The organism is Streptomyces sp. NPDC088725, from assembly GCF_044751305.1.
Taxonomy (GTDB): Bacteria; Actinomycetota; Actinomycetes; order Streptomycetales; family Streptomycetaceae; genus Streptomyces.
Genome location: NZ_JBIVLO010000005.1, coordinates 39,607 through 52,961, shown reverse-complemented (window position 1 = coordinate 52,961; position 13,355 = coordinate 39,607). Strand labels below are relative to the sequence as shown.

Here is a 13,355-nt window from a genome sequence, read left to right as displayed (position 1 = left end):
GGAACGGCACGCGGCTCAGAACACCGCGCGCACCCCGCCCACCACGGCCCCGCCGCCCAGCAGCGGCGAGCTTCCGATCCGCCCGACCACCTCGTTCTCGATCCCCAGCAGCTCCAGCGCACGCGCCAGCACCGGGCCGATCGCGCGCGACCCGCCGTCCTCGATCTTGAACGCCAGCGCCCGGCCGTCCGCCAGCGCCACCGCCTGGACCGCCTCCGCGCCCATCTTCGACAGCGCGCCCGGCACCTCCCGCATGAGCCAGGTGTCGTGCCGGCGCGTGCCCGCCACGTACTCCGGGTGGGCGCGCATCGCGTCCGCCACCCGCCGCTCGGCCGTACCGGGTTCCGCGAGCACGAAGGTGCGGAAGGCGCGGGCGAGTCCGGTGAGGCTGAGCGCCATCAGCGGGGCGCCACAGCCGTCCGTACCGACCGCCGCGACCCGCTCGCCGGCCGCCTCCTCCACCACGATGCGCACCAGCTTCTGCAACGGGTGGTCCACGTGCAGATAGCTGTCCGTCGGCCAGCCGTTGAGCGCGCAGGCCGCGAGCATCGCGGTGTGCTTGCCCGAGCAGTTCATCGTGACGCGCTCGCGCACCTGGCCCGCCGCGAGGTACGCCTCGGCCGCGACCGGGTCCAGCGGCAGGTCGGGCGGCGTCTGGAGATCGCCGGCCGTCAGCCCGTACTCGGCGAGCATCGTACGGACGAGGTCGAGGTGGAAGGGCTCGCCCGAGTGGCTGGCGGCGGCGAGCGCCAGCCGTTCGCCCGACAGGTCGAGTCCCGCCCGCAGCAGGGCCGCGGCCTGCATCGGCTTGTTGCTGGAGCGCGGGAAGACGGGACGGTCCGGGTCGCCGAGCGCCCGCTCCACACTCCCGTCGGCGGCGAGGAGCACCAGCGACCCGCGGTGCAGCCCCTCGACGAAGCCGGAACGTTCATCCTCGGCGAGGACCGGCGAGATCCCGGGCGGAGTGGTGGCGGGCGGAGTGGTGGTCATCATCGGCCTCCGGAGCTACGGACCCGGCCCCGCAGGCTTCGTGGGCGTTACGTGAGCAGGTCGTCTACTTGCGCTTCGCCCTCACGGTACCTGCGGGCGATCTCGGCGATGCAATCGTCCGCGGTCCGTTGCAGCAGGTGACGGCGGCGGGAGAGCTGCTGCTCGTGCTGGACGAGACGCGCCATCGCCGTGTGCAGCTCGTCGTCCGTGCGCGCCACCAGATCCGACAGCTCCACCTCGGCGAGCGTCTCGGCGGCCAGCTGCCGGTACTCCTCGCTGCGCGGAACGCCGAGCGTGACATGGCGGGCGGAGGAGCGGTGGCTCGACGGGGCATCGGCGAGGATCTCGGAGAGCCGGTCGACCACCGGGGTCTCGGGCGCGGCTCTGCGGGCCAGTTCGGCCCGCAGGATGTCGATGCGCCCCTGGAGCAGCCGCCGCAGATAGCTGAGGTCGGCCTCGTCGCGCTGCGAGTCGCGGCGCAGCGCGCGCAGTTCGGGCAGCAGCAGCACCGTGAAGTCGTACGGCCTGGGGGCGGGCAGCGCGGGATCGGTGGCGGTCCGCTGCACCGGTGGCCGCGTCCCGGTGCCCGTCGCCGTGCCCTTGCCCGCGCCGGGGCCGGACACGACGGCGGCGCCGCCGAGGGCGCCCGCGCTCGTGGTGCCCGTACCGCTGGTCGTACGGGTCGTCGGTACGGGACCGGGCGGCTGCCCGGCGCCAGATGTGTTCATCACGCGTACTCCCCATCCCTCGACCGGCACGCGAACGCACCGCCTCCGAGCATCGTGCCACTCATGCACCCGCACATGCGGGCACTCTGCACCCGTTCGGCCCCCGATAGGTTGGTCCGTATGCGAGCAGTGGTGCAGAGAGTCGACGGCGCGAGCGTCGCCGTGGTGACCGGGTCGGGGACGGAAACCGTCGGTGAGATCTTCGGTGAGGGACTGTGTGTGCTGGTGGGAGTCACCCATGAGGACACCGCGGAGCAGGCGGAGCGGCTGGCCCGCAAGCTCTGGTCCCTGCGGATCCTGGAGGGCGAGAAGTCGTGTTCGGACACGAACGCCCCGCTCCTGGTGATTTCGCAGTTCACTCTCTACGGGGACGCCCGCAAAGGCCGCCGCCCCACCTGGAACGCGGCGGCGCCCGGTCCGGTGGCCGAGCCGCTGGTCGATGAGGTGGTGGCGCGGCTGCGGGCGCTCGGAGCGCAGGTGGAGACGGGCCGGTTCGGCGCGGACATGCGCGTCTCGCTCACGAATCACGGCCCGTTCACGGTGCAGCTGGAGGTGTAGCTCCCGGACCGTCGGCCCTGCGTCCGGCTCAGGAGGGAGCCGGACTCAGGCCTCCACGACGGTTTCCTGCGCGGCGGCCGTGCCGCCCGCCATCAGCTCCGCGTCCACCGGCACGTTGCGCTTGACCAGCGCCAGCGCGATCGGCCCCAGTTCGTGGTGGCGGGCCGAGGACGTGATGAAGCCGAGCTGGCGGCCGTCCTCGCCGTCGGCGGCGAGCCGTACGGGCGTGCCGTGGCCGGGCAGCAGCACCTCACTGCCGTCGAGATGCAGGAAGACCAGCCTGCGCGGCGGCTTGCCCAGGTTGTGGACGCGCGCCACGGTCTCCTGGCCCCGGTAGCAGCCCTTCGCCAGATGGACGGCGGTGTCGAGCCAGCCCAGCTCGTGCGGGATCGTCCTGTGGTCGGTCTCGAAGCCGAGCCGCGGCCGGTGGCCCTCGATGCGCAGCGCCTCGTACGCGAGGATGCCGGCCAGCGGGCCGTGCGCGCCGGCGTACGCCTCCAGGTCACCGCGCGGCAGGAAGACGTCCCTGCCGTGCGGGGTCTCCCGTACGACGGCCCCCTCCGGCGCCTCCGTGATGGAACCGGCCGGCAGATGCACCACCGCGAAGTCGTCCGTGCGGTCCGCGACCTCGACCCGGTAGAAGAACTTCATCGACTCCAGGTAGCCGACCAGCGCCTCCCGCGTGCCGGGCTCGACGTGCGCCCACACCGTCTCGCCGTCGTCCACGAGGTAGAGCGCGTGCTCGATGTGGCCGTTCGCGGAGAGGATCAGCGACTCGGTGGCCCGGCCGGCCGGAAGCTCGCTGACGTGCTGGGTGAGCAGCAGGTGCAGCCAGGTCAGCCGGTCGGCTCCGGTGACGGTCACCACGCCCCGGTGCGAGAGGTCGACCAGGCCGGTGCCGTCGGCGAGGGCGCGCTGTTCGCGGAACAGGTCGCCGTAGTGCGCGGCGACACCTTCGTCGGGGCCTTCGGCGGCGACGGCTCCGGGCAGGGAAAGCAAAGGGCTGGTGGTTGCGTGTCGCTGCATAGGGATAAGCCTACGACTCGTCCTCCGAAGCGAGGGCGGAGCAGTTCCGGCAGCGGCCGAAGATCGCGAAGTGCTTGAGGTCGGTCGTGAAGCCGTAGGCCTCGCGCAGCTTGTCGGTGAACTCGTCCGCGACCTCGACGTCCGCCTCGATGACGTTCGTACAGTCCCGGCACACCATGTGGATGTGGTGGTGCCGGTCGGCGAGGTGGTACGTCGGCGCGCCGTGCCCGAGGTGGGCGTGCGAGACGAGTCCCAGCTCCTCCAGCAGCTCCAGTGTCCGGTAGACGGTGGAGATGTTGACCCCGGAGGCGGTTCTGCGCACTTCACCGAGGATCTCGTCGGGCGTCGCGTGTTCGAGCGAGTCGACGGCTTCCAGGACAAGCTGGCGCTGCGGGGTCAGCCGGTAGCCGCGCTGCCGCAGATCGCTCTTCCAGTCGGTGCTCACCACAGGGCCAGTGTAGGTGCGACCCGGCGGATCGGGGGGCGCGTGCGCGCCCCCGCTTTCCCCCTCGCGGCTCCTACTTGAAGAAGGCGATGCCGTCGTCGGGCAGATCGCCGAGGTCCTTGGCCCACTCCGCGACCTGTTCGGGAGAGACGACCTTCTTCAGGTGCGCCGACATGTACGGGCGCATCGGGACGTCCGGGGTCGACTTCTCGCCCACCCACATCAGGTCGCTGTTGACGTAGCCGTAGAGCCGCTTGCCGCCGCTGTAGGGACCGGACGCCGCCGTACGCGCCACCGCGTCGGTGACAAGGTCGATCTGCGGCTTCTGGTCGGCCAGCTCGCCGTACCAGACCTCCACGACGCCCTGGTCGCGGACCATCACGACCTCGACCTTGCGGTCCTTGTCGATGCGCCAGAAGCCGGACTCGGACTCGATCGGCCTGACCTTCCGGCCCTCCGCGTCGAGCGCCCAGGTGTGCGAGACGTACTCGACGAAGTCCCGGCCGTCGTGGCTGAAGGTGACTTCCTGGCCGAAGTTGGCCTTCTCGTCACCGGGGAAGTCGAAGACGCCGACGCCCTCCCAGTTGCCGAGGAGGAAGGCGAGGGGGACAAGGTCCGGGTTCAGGTCGGACGGGATCTCGATCATGGGCAGCTCAGGCGATCTGTAGTGGCGGCCGGGTCAGGCCGACGAGGTGACGGAGATGGCTCGACGGGGCCTTATCGCTGGCCCTGGTAGAGCTTCTTCACGACGAGGCCGGTGAAGGCGAGCACGCCGACGCAGACCAGGACGAGCAGGGAAGTGTAGAAGTCCTCAAGCACGGGGTGCTCCTCGGATGCGCGGTGAGTCGGTCAGGGGCCGGGCACCAGCCTAATGGGTGGGTGCCCGGCCCTCTCCCCGAGGCCCGAGCCGGTCTTCGCCGGACAGGACGCCGGACAGGACGCCGGAACCTAGCCGAGCAGCTGGCTCTGCAGGATCACCGTCTGGTGGAAGGGCACGGCGGGAGCGCCGCCCTTCTTCTCGGTGACGACCAGCGCGAGGGTGTCGCCCGCCATCAGGTACGCCTGCCTGACCTGGGTGGGACCGTACGGCTCCGGCTCCACGAACACCGTCTGCTTGACGCCGTCCACGGTGCGGGCACGCGGCCAGCCCGGGTCCAGCTCGGTCGCCGGAGCCGCCGCGAGCGGGGCGGCCGAGGCGTTCAGGACGGCCGAGATGTGCCGCTCCGCGTACTCCTGCGCGAACGCGACCGACCCGAAGCGCAGCAGATAGACGCGCGCGACCGTGCCGTCCGCCATGGTCCAGCCGCGCGCCGCGATGTCCCGTACGGCGAGGTCCCGCAGGCCCGCCCTGAGGCCGTCGCGCTTGTCCGGCGCGTACTCGGACAGGTACGTGTCGGCGCCGGCCCAGCCGCCGGTCAGCTTCTTGTCGGCGGTGGCGCCCGCCGGCGCGGGCAGCACCAGCCGGCGCAGGTCCGCGTGGTGGATCTGCGCCGTGTTGGCGTCGCTGAAGGGGCGCGGGGAACCGGCGGGCAGCGCGGGCAGCGACAGCTCGGGGTAGTCCCAGCGGCCGTCGTCGCGGGTCGCGAGCCCCGGTACGTCGGTACGTTCCATCCCGCTGATCCCGAGGGCCGCGCCGGTGCCGAGACCGCCGCAGACGAGCACCGCGGCCGTCCAGCGGGCGACGGCGCGCAGCGCCCTGCGGGGCGGGCGGGACAGCGCGGCCGGCGCGGGTGCGAGCGGAGCCGCCTGCGGGGCGTGCGACGGCATTGGGGGCACGGCGGACGCGGAGGGCGCGGCGGACGCCACTGCGGGGGCCGGCTCGGGGGCCGGTGCCTCGGGTGTGAGCTGCTCGGTCATATGTACTTCCCCGGGGATGCGATGTGGTCGAGCTGATCGGCGACCAGCCCGACGGCGGCGGACCGGTCGAACGGCTTCGGTCCGTCGGCGGTGACCTGGATGAACAGGTCGCCCTCGTGCGCCAGGCAGATCATGCCGTCCAGCTCGCTCTCGCCGTCCTCGGGCGCGAGGAAGCACGTGGCGTTCGTGTGGCCCGCGACGGAGGGTCCCTTCCGGCCGATGACGGACAAGGCGCGCGACGAGGTCGCGTACCAGCTCCGGGCCGCCTTGTCGTCGGCCATGCGCACGAGGGACGTCTTCACCAGGAGTTCGTCCGTGTCCGCGAGGTACGAGCGCGCCACGATGCCGTCGATGCCCAGCTTGTCGACCGCCTTGTCCATCTCCTCGCGCAGCTCACCCGTGAATCCCTTCCCGGAAGCCTTCATGAGCGCCGTCGCCTGCTGTCCGGAGAGCTGAGCGTCGTTGCCGAACTCGGACACGTCGGGGCCGAGCCGGAAGTCCTCGGGCACCGGCAGCAGCTTCTTGCTGAGATCGGAGTCCGTACGGCCCTTGTCGGCTTTCCCGGCCGGGTCCGCGCTCTGCTCGTGCTTCGGGTCCGGGCTCTGCCACACCTGGGTGGGCGCCGCCTTGTCGGCACCGCCGACCGTGGTCCCGATGTACACGGCCCCGCCGCCGAGTGCGCCGAGAACGAGCACGGCGGGCAGCACCGTCCCGGCCAGGCGCCGTCCGAGGGGGTGTCCGGCCGGCGCGGCCGTGTCCGGTGTCCTGGGCCCGCCGGGTGCTTCCCGGGGTTCCGGGGATTCCTGAGGAGTGGTCACGTTGTCGTCGTTCACAGCCGCTCCAACTGCCTTTCGGCCAGCGTCCGGATGTCCTTCATGCTGATCGGCTTGGCGTCGAAGATCTCGATGGAGAGCACCACGTCGCCCCGCTGAGCGAGCGCGCGGGCCTCATGGAGCGGCAGGTAGCCCGCCTTGGCCGGGGCCTCGTACACCCAGCAGCGGCCGTTGCCGCTTCCCTTGAGCGGCTCGGCCTCGGCGTCCTGGTGATCCAGCATGAAGCCCGTCTGGTCCCGCGCGTATTCGACGGCGTTCAGCTCCGAACCGGCGCGGAACTGGACGAGGTCGATGTACGTCGTACGGTCCGCACCCGAGTCCCATGCCGTGGACGCGACCCTGCGGAAGTCCAGACCCGCCAGGTAGCCGAACATCCCCGCCGCCGAGTCGGCGCCCTCCGCGTAGACCTGCAGCGGCGACCAGCCGTCGACCGATGCCTCCGGCTCGGTGTCCCGCGCTCCGGCCGGCTTGCCGAGCAGCAGCCTGCGCAGATCACCGTCCGTCTTGAACGGGCGTGCTCCCCCGGCGGCGGGCTCACCGGCCTTCCCCTTGGCGGCGGACGCGGGATATGCCAGGGCGGGCTGCGACAGCGCGGCCGCCGGGGTCGGCGGGCGTTCGGCCTGGACGCCGTATCCGACGGAGGTTCCGCCGACGAGGCCGAGCAGCGCCGCCGCGGTGATGATCAGCGTCGTACGGCCGCGTCTTCGCGACGGCCTCACGACGATTGGCTGAGGCTCCTGAGCGTCCGTCTGCTCCGGAGCGGGGAAAGCTTCCACGGTGGTACCCCACAAGACCTGAAGCGCGGATTCTGTTACCCGCACACTCACCTGACCTGCGGAGAGAGGAGGTAGTTGTATCCCGAAGGATTACAGTTCGATATATGAATCCTGCGAAGAAGCTCGTGATCAAAGTGACTGCCGGGGCCGACGCTCCCGAGCGCTGTTCCCAGGCATTCACGGTGGCCGCCGTCGCGGTCGCCAGCGGGGTCGAGGTCTCGCTGTGGCTGACGGGCGAGTCGGCGTGGTTCGCGCTGCCCGGCAGGGCCGCCGAGTTCGAACTGCCGCACGCCGCGCCGCTGCCCGACCTCATCGAGTCGATCCTGGCCGGCGGGCAGGTCACGCTCTGCACGCAGTGCGCGGCACGGCGGGAGATCACGGAGACGGATGTACTGGAGGGCGTACGGATCGCGGGCGCGCAGGTCTTCGTCAGCGAGATCATGGCGGACGGGGTGCAGGCGCTCGTCTACTGACCGGCTGCTCCGGTGACACCGGCTGCTCCGGTCACTGACGGCGGTGCGTGTCGTCCTCGTCGTCCCACGGGCTGTGCCGCGGCGGTTCGTCCCGATCACCGGGCTGCTCGTCGTCCGACCGCTCGTCCCACCAGCGGTCGTCCCTGCCGCGTGCGTTGCCGACGATCGCCGCGACCGGCGGGATGACCATCGCCACGGCGCACATGCCGATGGCCGCCGGGATCGACCAGATGCGCACGAAGGCCCAGGCGGAGATGAAGAGGACCAGACATCCGCCCATGAGTACGAAGTAGCCGCGACGGCGCCGCGTGTACATGACTCCAGCCTACGACCGGACGGCCCGCCCGGCCCGGTCGCGGAATGTCCCCGCCGCAGACGGCACGAAGGGCCGTACCCCGTCCAGTGAGAGCGTCCAACCCCCTGGGGCACGGCCCTTCGGCCGGTCACACATCATGGTGCCCGATGACACGGTCGCGCGAGTGGTTCGGCGGATCTTGGTGCGGTGAAAATTGGCGCGGTGGTGCTCAGACCGCGATCGCGACCTCGGAGAGGCCACCGGTCTGCGCCACGACCGTACGGTCCGCCGTACCACCGGGTACGAGCGCACGCACCGTCCACGTGCCCTCGGCAGCATAGAAGCGGAACTGGCCGGTGGCCGAGGTCGGCACCTCCGCCGTGAACTCACCGGTCGAGTCCAGCAGGCGTACGTAACCGGTGACGGGCTCGCCGTCGCGGGTCACAGAGCCCTGGATCGTGGTCTCACCGGGCTTGATCGTCGAGGCGTCGGGGCCGCCGGCCTGTGCTCCACACATACTGTTCAGTCCTCCGGGTCGGGCGGTCGTGGCTTACTGCGTACGGACGTACTGGCGTAGTCGCGTACGGACTACTTGTTGGCGCCCAGCTCGATCGGGACACCGACGAGCGAGCCGTACTCGGTCCACGAACCGTCGTAGTTCTTGACGTTCGGAACGCCCAGCAGCTCGTGCAGCACGAACCAGGTGAGCGCGGAACGCTCACCGATGCGGCAGTAGGCGACGGTGTCCTTCGACAGGTCGACCTGCTCCTCGGCGTACAGCTCCTTCAGCTCGTCGTCCGAGCGGAAGGTGCCGTCGTCGTTCGCGTTCTTCGACCACGGGATGTTGCGCGCGGACGGGATGTGCCCCGGACGCTGCGACTGCTCCTGCGGGAGGTGCGCCGGGGCGAGCAGCTTGCCGCTGAACTCGTCGGGCGAGCGCACGTCGACGAGGTTCTTCGTGCCGATCGCGGCGACCGCGTCGTCACGGAAGGCGCGGATCGAGGTGTCCTGGGCCTTGGCCTTGTACGTCGTGGCGGCGCGCGACGGGACGGCGTCGACCAGGTCGCGGGAGTCCAGCTCCCACTTCTTGCGGCCGCCGTCGAGGAGCTTGACCGAGTCGTGCCCGTACAGCTTGAAGTACCAGTACGCGTAGGACGCGAACCAGTTGTTGTTGCCGCCGTAGAGGATGACGGTGTCGTCGTTGCCGATGCCCTTGGCCGACAGGAGCTTCTCGAAGCCCTCCTGGTCGACGAAGTCACGGCGGACCGGGTCCTGGAGGTCGGACTTCCAGTCGATCTTCACCGCGTTCTTGATGTGGTTCTTGTCGTACGCCGAGGTGTCTTCGTCGACCTCGACGATCACGACCTTCGGGTCGTCGATGTGGGCCTCGACCCAGTCTGCGTCTACGAGAACGTCGCTGCGGCTCATGCTTTTCTCCTCCGGGGCGGTGTGCGGCGAGATGGTGCGGTGGGTCTGCGGGCACAGAGGCGCGGAGACCGGCTACGGCACGGGTGGCCCTGACGAGGTCGAAGGGCCCGGGGGAAACGCGGGAAGGTGGAAACCCGCTCAGAAAGTGCGACAGAGCATGGCGGCGACGCGGCACAGGTCCACTGCCCGCCGCTTCGTGAAGTCCGCCTGTTGCTTCATGGGTCCGATCGTAGGGACGTCACGGCGGCAATGTCACCGCCGTGTCGAATGATGAGACGGGATCGTCCACCATGCGGGACGAATCCATGACGCGTACGAATCACGGCCGCCCGCGTCCGCCGGGTCGGCCACTCATCGGCCACCCTTCGACCACCCGCAGTCGCCCACTGCCCGCGTGCCGGCCTCCGCCGTCCGTCCGCCATCTGCGGAGCGGACGCCGGAGTCTCACCATACGGCCGCCGCGGCCCTCAGCCGGTGAGCGGAACGTTCGTGCCCTTGCCCGAGAACTGAAGTCCGTCCGGTGTGGCGGCGACCCGGTCGAGCTTGATCGTCGCCGGCATCCGGTCGATCTTCAGGGCGTACTCGTCGATCAGACCCTTCACCTGGTCGTCCAGACCGGGCACCGGCAGGTCCGCGATGTCGACCGTGCGGAACAGGATGGTGTCGCCGCCCTTCAGCGACACCGTGCAGTACGCGGTGAGATCCAGCCCCTTCAACAGCGCCTCGACGGGTCCCGGGACCGGGATGTCGGCACCCTTCAGCACATCGGTCATCGCGCCGGACACCTTCACCTGCCCCTTGGCCGCGCGCTCGGGCCCCGCGTAGCCGATGGTCGCGCCCTTCGGCGCGGCCTGGCCGAGATCCGTGTAGGAGAGGCGCGCCGAACCGCTCGCCTCCCCCGCCGTGGCAGAGGAGAAACTGCTGTCGATCGCGACGTCCTTGAGCACCGCCCGCACCTCGGTCACCTTGACCGAGTGGCCGCCCGCCGTGGCGGTCAGGCCGCCGACGTTGATGTCGACCTCGTCCAGCGAGGAGCCCACAACCTGAGTCAGGAACGGGAAGCCCTTGATGGACACGTCGGGCTTGGAATCCAGCCCCTGACTCTCCTGGACCTTGTCCGCCACCTTGCCCTGGGCGAAACGCACCGCAAAACGGTCGGCGGCCACCAGCAGCCCGCCGAAGACGATCACAAGAACCAGCAGTATTCGCAGTGCTCGCATTACTCGGTGTCCCCCACCCTGGTTGTATTCAGCCCCCTGAAGGACCGTGAGCCTAACCCGGCCCGGTTACGGAAAGGTGCTCAGACCAGGGCCCGGCCCAGAAGGTAGATCGCCGGCGCCGCGGCCGTGAGGGGCAGAGCGACGCCCGCGGTCATGTGCACGAAGCGCGACGGGTAGTCGTAGCTCGCCGCCCGCAGGCCCACCAGCGCGCACACCCCGGCGCCCGCGCCCAGCAGCGCGCCCTGGGTGCCCAGATCGGTGAACCCGCCCGCCAGGACGCCCGCACCGGCCGCGACCAGCAGCGCCACCACGACGGAGACGGGACCCGGCAGCGGCAGCGCGCGGGCGACGGTCGCGGCGGCGACCGCGATCGCGCCCACGACCACCGCGTCGGACACGGCCGCCAGTACGCCGGTGGCGAGGATCGCGAGCGCGGCGGAGGCGACGGTGGCCATCAGGCCCTGCATCCGCTCGTCGGCGCCCGCGCGGCTGCGCAGCTGCAGGACGACCGTGAGCAGCACCCAGACGCCGAGCGTGCCCATGATCGCGGCGGGGGCGTTCTCCTTGCCCGCGACGAGCAGCGCGGCATCGGCGGCGAGACCGCCCATGAAGGCGAGCGCGATGCCCTGCCTGGCGGGCCACATGCCGTTCAGCCGGAACCAGCCGGCGGCCGTGACCGCCTGGAGCAGGACGAGCGGGACGAGCAGCGCGTACGGGCCGAGCGCGGCGCCGCCGGCCAGCAGCAGACCGAGCACGGCGGTGAGCCCCGCGGGCTGGATGCCGGGCGGGATGATCGGCGACCGGCCCTCGGCGCGGGCGCGCTGGGCGTCGGTGACGCGGGCGTTGCCCATGACCGTGGGCGCGCCGAATCCGGCGGACGCGGGGGCACCGCCGGGCTGTGCCTGCGCGGGAGCCGGTGCCTGCGCCGCGTACGCCTCCGCGGATCCCTGCGCGGGTCCCTGGGCACCGGCGCCGGGCGCCTCCGGAGGCAGCGGGTAGGCGGTCTGCCTCGGCAGGTACGCGGTCTCGGCGGCGGGAACGGCCTCGGGGGCGGGGGCCGCGTGTCTCGGCGGCTGCGCGTGGCGCGGCTGGTACGACGCCTGCGCCTGGGGAGCCTGGGGGGCCTGCGGGGCCGGCGCCTGGGAGTACTGCTGTTCCGGCGCGTACGGGCTCGGCGCGGCCTGCTGGACGTACTGCCCCTGCTGGGTCTGCTGAGTGTGCAGCCCCGGCTGGACCTGCTGGGCGTGCTGTCCCGGCTGGACCTGCGGCTGGTACTGGGTGTCCCAGGTCTGGCCCTCCCACGTCTGGGCGGACCGGGGCTCCTCGTGACCCTGACCCTGCCCCTGGCCCGGGAAGTGCGGCTGCCCCGAGCCCTGTGCCTCGCGCCAGGCCGGGTCGCCGTACTGGCCCTGCCCCTGGCTCTGGCCCTGTTCCCCGTACGGATACTGCTGTTCGTCGTCGCTCATGTTCTGCGGTTCACCCTCCTGCGAACGGCGGGAGCACCTCGACCGTGCCGCCCTCGGCAAGCCGTACGGTCTCATGACGGCGGCCTCCCACGGGATCCCCGTCGATGAGGAACGAACATCTCCGGAGCACCCGGACGAATTCGCCGGGGTGTCTCTCCCGTGCCGCGTCGAGCGCTTCGGCCAGGCTGTCCGCGGCGTACGGCTCCTCCGCGATCCCCGCCGCGGCTTTGGCCGCGGCCCAGTACCGGATCGTGCCCGCTGCCATCGCGGACTCCCTTCGTCAGCTCACCATGATGGCCGACGCCCGGCGCCTCCCCACCGCCGGGCGGTCGTCAGCGGGCGGCCAGCCAGTCCCCGATCCGGGCCAGCAGCGCCTCGTCCGCCGCGTTCTCCGCGTGACCCATGCCCGGTTCGAGCCACAGCTCCGCCGGTCCCGCGGCCGCCAGCATGCGCGGGTGGTCGAGCGGGAAGTACGCGTCACGGTCGCCGTGCACGACGAGCAGCGGTGTCGGCGCGATCAGCGGGACCGACTCCACCGGGGACAGCGGTACCGGGTCCCAGTCCCGGCTGTGGATGCGGGTGCGGAACCCGTACCGGCCGACGAGCCGCCCCACAGGGCGCGTCACGATCCAGTGCAGACGGCGCATCGGAGCCGTCCCCCGGTAGTACCAGCGGGCCGGCGCGCTCACCGCCACCACCGCGTCGGTCCGCGACCCGGGCCGCTCCTTGTGCAGCGCCGCGTGCCGCAGCACGACGGATCCGCCCATCGAGAACCCGACCGTCACGACACGTTCATGTCCGAACGAACGCGCCCACTCCACCACCGCCGCCAGATCGAGCACCTCGCGGTCCCCGACCGTGGAACGCCCACCGGAACGGCCGTGCCCGCGGAAGGAGAAGGTGACCACGGCCGCACGGCGTAGGAACACCTGCGCCGCACGGCGTACGGCGGGCCGTTCGACTGACCCGGAGAAGCCGTGGGCGACCACGATCGCGGTTCCGCGCCCCGCCGCCGAATCCCTCCCGAAATCCGCTGTACACGGCTCGTACACCGCCTCGATGAGCACTCCGTCAGCCGTCCTGAGCGCCCCGCGTACGGCCCCCGGCGCGAGGGAGAGAACAGGTGATCTGCGGTCTTGACCCTCTGAAGTGGCAGACATGTGGGTTATTCTGCTGGGTACGAGGATCCGGGCAACGCAGCCCCCGGGTCCTTTTGTGTTTCCCGATCGTTGTTACAGACAGATGAACAGCAGTAACCAG

17 protein-coding genes are annotated in these 13,355 nt (G+C 71.2%); 2 read left to right on the top strand and 15 right to left on the bottom strand.

Annotation, left to right across the window (positions count from 1 at the left end; genetic code table 11):
- Positions 1 to 15: 15 nt before the first annotated feature.
- Both ACIP6N_RS13555 and ACIP6N_RS13550 read right to left on the bottom strand, forming a co-directional pair.
- Positions 16 to 990 carry an asparaginase gene (locus ACIP6N_RS13555; RefSeq protein WP_401815345.1) on the bottom strand — a complete coding sequence of 325 codons (975 nt, stop codon included), beginning with the start codon at positions 988 to 990 and terminating at the stop codon, positions 16 to 18.
- 47 nt (positions 991 to 1,037) lie between these two features.
- Positions 1,038 to 1,718: an ABC transporter substrate-binding protein gene (locus ACIP6N_RS13550; RefSeq protein WP_401815343.1), complete on the bottom strand. Its 681-nt coding sequence runs from the start codon at positions 1,716 to 1,718 to the stop codon at positions 1,038 to 1,040.
- Positions 1,719 to 1,838: 120 nt separating this feature from the next.
- Here ACIP6N_RS13550 and dtd point away from each other — a divergent pair, with 120 nt between their 5' ends.
- Positions 1,839 to 2,276 (top strand): D-aminoacyl-tRNA deacylase, encoded by a 438-nt coding sequence (gene dtd / locus ACIP6N_RS13545; RefSeq protein ID WP_401815341.1) that lies wholly within the window; start codon positions 1,839 to 1,841, stop codon positions 2,274 to 2,276.
- A 45-nt stretch (positions 2,277 to 2,321) separates the two neighbouring features.
- Here the strand turns inward: dtd and ACIP6N_RS13540 are convergent, their stop codons facing one another.
- From ACIP6N_RS13540 to ACIP6N_RS13515, 6 genes are all read right to left on the bottom strand, one after another.
- Complete coding sequence (locus tag ACIP6N_RS13540) at positions 2,322 to 3,302, bottom strand: YgfZ/GcvT domain-containing protein (protein WP_401815339.1); 981 nt, start codon at positions 3,300 to 3,302, stop codon at positions 2,322 to 2,324.
- A gap of 10 nt (positions 3,303 to 3,312) precedes the next feature.
- The gene (locus ACIP6N_RS13535; protein WP_401815338.1) at positions 3,313 to 3,750 is read right to left on the bottom strand and encodes a Fur family transcriptional regulator; all 438 of its coding nucleotides are present in this window, start codon (positions 3,748 to 3,750) and stop codon (positions 3,313 to 3,315) included.
- Between the two features lie 70 nt (positions 3,751 to 3,820).
- Complete coding sequence (locus ACIP6N_RS13530; RefSeq protein WP_401815336.1) at positions 3,821 to 4,393, bottom strand: FABP family protein; 573 nt, start codon at positions 4,391 to 4,393, stop codon at positions 3,821 to 3,823.
- Between the two features lie 302 nt (positions 4,394 to 4,695).
- On the bottom strand, positions 4,696 to 5,604 hold the full coding sequence (locus ACIP6N_RS13525) for a hypothetical protein (RefSeq protein WP_401815334.1): 909 nt from the start codon (positions 5,602 to 5,604) through the stop codon (positions 4,696 to 4,698).
- Positions 5,601 to 6,437: a hypothetical protein gene (locus ACIP6N_RS13520; RefSeq protein ID WP_401815332.1), complete on the bottom strand. Its 837-nt coding sequence runs from the start codon at positions 6,435 to 6,437 to the stop codon at positions 5,601 to 5,603. Before ACIP6N_RS13520 ends, ACIP6N_RS13525 begins: the two co-directional genes overlap by 4 nt.
- Positions 6,434 to 7,156, bottom strand: a complete 723-nt coding sequence (locus ACIP6N_RS13515; RefSeq protein WP_401815330.1) for a hypothetical protein — start codon at positions 7,154 to 7,156, stop codon at positions 6,434 to 6,436. The genes ACIP6N_RS13520 and ACIP6N_RS13515 overlap by 4 nt, the downstream gene beginning before the upstream one ends.
- A 161-nt stretch (positions 7,157 to 7,317) precedes the next feature.
- On the opposite strand from ACIP6N_RS13515, the gene ACIP6N_RS13510 reads away from it, so the two are divergent.
- Positions 7,318 to 7,686, top strand: a complete 369-nt coding sequence (locus ACIP6N_RS13510) for a DsrE family protein (protein ID WP_401815328.1) — start codon at positions 7,318 to 7,320, stop codon at positions 7,684 to 7,686.
- Between the two features lie 31 nt (positions 7,687 to 7,717).
- Here ACIP6N_RS13510 and ACIP6N_RS13505 read toward each other — a convergent pair whose 3' ends face one another.
- The 7 genes from ACIP6N_RS13505 to ACIP6N_RS13475 all read right to left on the bottom strand — a co-directional run bounded on the left by ACIP6N_RS13505 (position 7,718) and on the right by ACIP6N_RS13475 (position 13,255).
- Positions 7,718 to 8,002 (bottom strand): DUF3099 domain-containing protein, encoded by a 285-nt coding sequence (locus tag ACIP6N_RS13505; protein ID WP_401815326.1) that lies wholly within the window; start codon positions 8,000 to 8,002, stop codon positions 7,718 to 7,720.
- Positions 8,003 to 8,210: 208 nt separating this feature from the next.
- Positions 8,211 to 8,498 carry a DUF1416 domain-containing protein gene (locus ACIP6N_RS13500; protein ID WP_028439550.1) on the bottom strand — a complete coding sequence of 96 codons (288 nt, stop codon included), beginning with the start codon at positions 8,496 to 8,498 and terminating at the stop codon, positions 8,211 to 8,213.
- 71 nt (positions 8,499 to 8,569) lie between these two features.
- On the bottom strand, positions 8,570 to 9,409 hold the full coding sequence (locus tag ACIP6N_RS13495; protein ID WP_401815324.1) for a sulfurtransferase: 840 nt from the start codon (positions 9,407 to 9,409) through the stop codon (positions 8,570 to 8,572).
- Between the two features lie 467 nt (positions 9,410 to 9,876).
- A complete protein-coding gene (locus tag ACIP6N_RS13490; RefSeq protein WP_401815322.1) occupies positions 9,877 to 10,629 on the bottom strand; it encodes a DUF2993 domain-containing protein in 753 nt (250 codons plus the stop codon).
- 80 nt (positions 10,630 to 10,709) lie between these two features.
- Positions 10,710 to 12,095: a hypothetical protein gene (locus ACIP6N_RS13485; RefSeq protein WP_401815320.1), complete on the bottom strand. Its 1,386-nt coding sequence runs from the start codon at positions 12,093 to 12,095 to the stop codon at positions 10,710 to 10,712.
- Between the two features lie 10 nt (positions 12,096 to 12,105).
- Entirely contained in the window at positions 12,106 to 12,360 is a 255-nt protein-coding gene (locus ACIP6N_RS13480) for a MoaD/ThiS family protein (protein WP_401815319.1), read from the bottom strand.
- A gap of 67 nt (positions 12,361 to 12,427) precedes the next feature.
- Positions 12,428 to 13,255, bottom strand: coding sequence for an alpha/beta hydrolase (locus ACIP6N_RS13475; protein ID WP_401815317.1), 828 nt, complete (start codon positions 13,253 to 13,255; stop codon positions 12,428 to 12,430).
- Positions 13,256 to 13,355: the final 100 nt, after the last annotated feature.

Coding starts and splice junctions, on each gene's coding strand:
- dtd (WP_401815341.1), top strand. CDS start 1,839: ATGCGAGCAGTGGTGCAGAGAGTCGACGGCGCGAGCGTCGCCGTGGTG.
- ACIP6N_RS13510 (WP_401815328.1), top strand. CDS start 7,318: ATGAATCCTGCGAAGAAGCTCGTGATCAAAGTGACTGCCGGGGCCGAC.
- ACIP6N_RS13480 (WP_401815319.1), bottom strand. CDS start 12,360: ATGGCAGCGGGCACGATCCGGTACTGGGCCGCGGCCAAAGCCGCGGCG.
- ACIP6N_RS13555 (WP_401815345.1), bottom strand. CDS start 990: ATGACCACCACTCCGCCCGCCACCACTCCGCCCGGGATCTCGCCGGTC.
- ACIP6N_RS13495 (WP_401815324.1), bottom strand. CDS start 9,409: ATGAGCCGCAGCGACGTTCTCGTAGACGCAGACTGGGTCGAGGCCCAC.
- ACIP6N_RS13505 (WP_401815326.1), bottom strand. CDS start 8,002: ATGTACACGCGGCGCCGTCGCGGCTACTTCGTACTCATGGGCGGATGT.
- ACIP6N_RS13525 (WP_401815334.1), bottom strand. CDS start 5,604: ATGACCGAGCAGCTCACACCCGAGGCACCGGCCCCCGAGCCGGCCCCC.
- ACIP6N_RS13540 (WP_401815339.1), bottom strand. CDS start 3,302: ATGCAGCGACACGCAACCACCAGCCCTTTGCTTTCCCTGCCCGGAGCC.
- ACIP6N_RS13490 (WP_401815322.1), bottom strand. CDS start 10,629: ATGCGAGCACTGCGAATACTGCTGGTTCTTGTGATCGTCTTCGGCGGG.
- ACIP6N_RS13530 (WP_401815336.1), bottom strand. CDS start 4,393: ATGATCGAGATCCCGTCCGACCTGAACCCGGACCTTGTCCCCCTCGCC.
- ACIP6N_RS13485 (WP_401815320.1), bottom strand. CDS start 12,095: ATGAGCGACGACGAACAGCAGTATCCGTACGGGGAACAGGGCCAGAGC.
- ACIP6N_RS13500 (WP_028439550.1), bottom strand. CDS start 8,498: ATGTGTGGAGCACAGGCCGGCGGCCCCGACGCCTCGACGATCAAGCCC.
- ACIP6N_RS13475 (WP_401815317.1), bottom strand. CDS start 13,255: ATGTCTGCCACTTCAGAGGGTCAAGACCGCAGATCACCTGTTCTCTCC.
- ACIP6N_RS13550 (WP_401815343.1), bottom strand. CDS start 1,718: ATGAACACATCTGGCGCCGGGCAGCCGCCCGGTCCCGTACCGACGACC.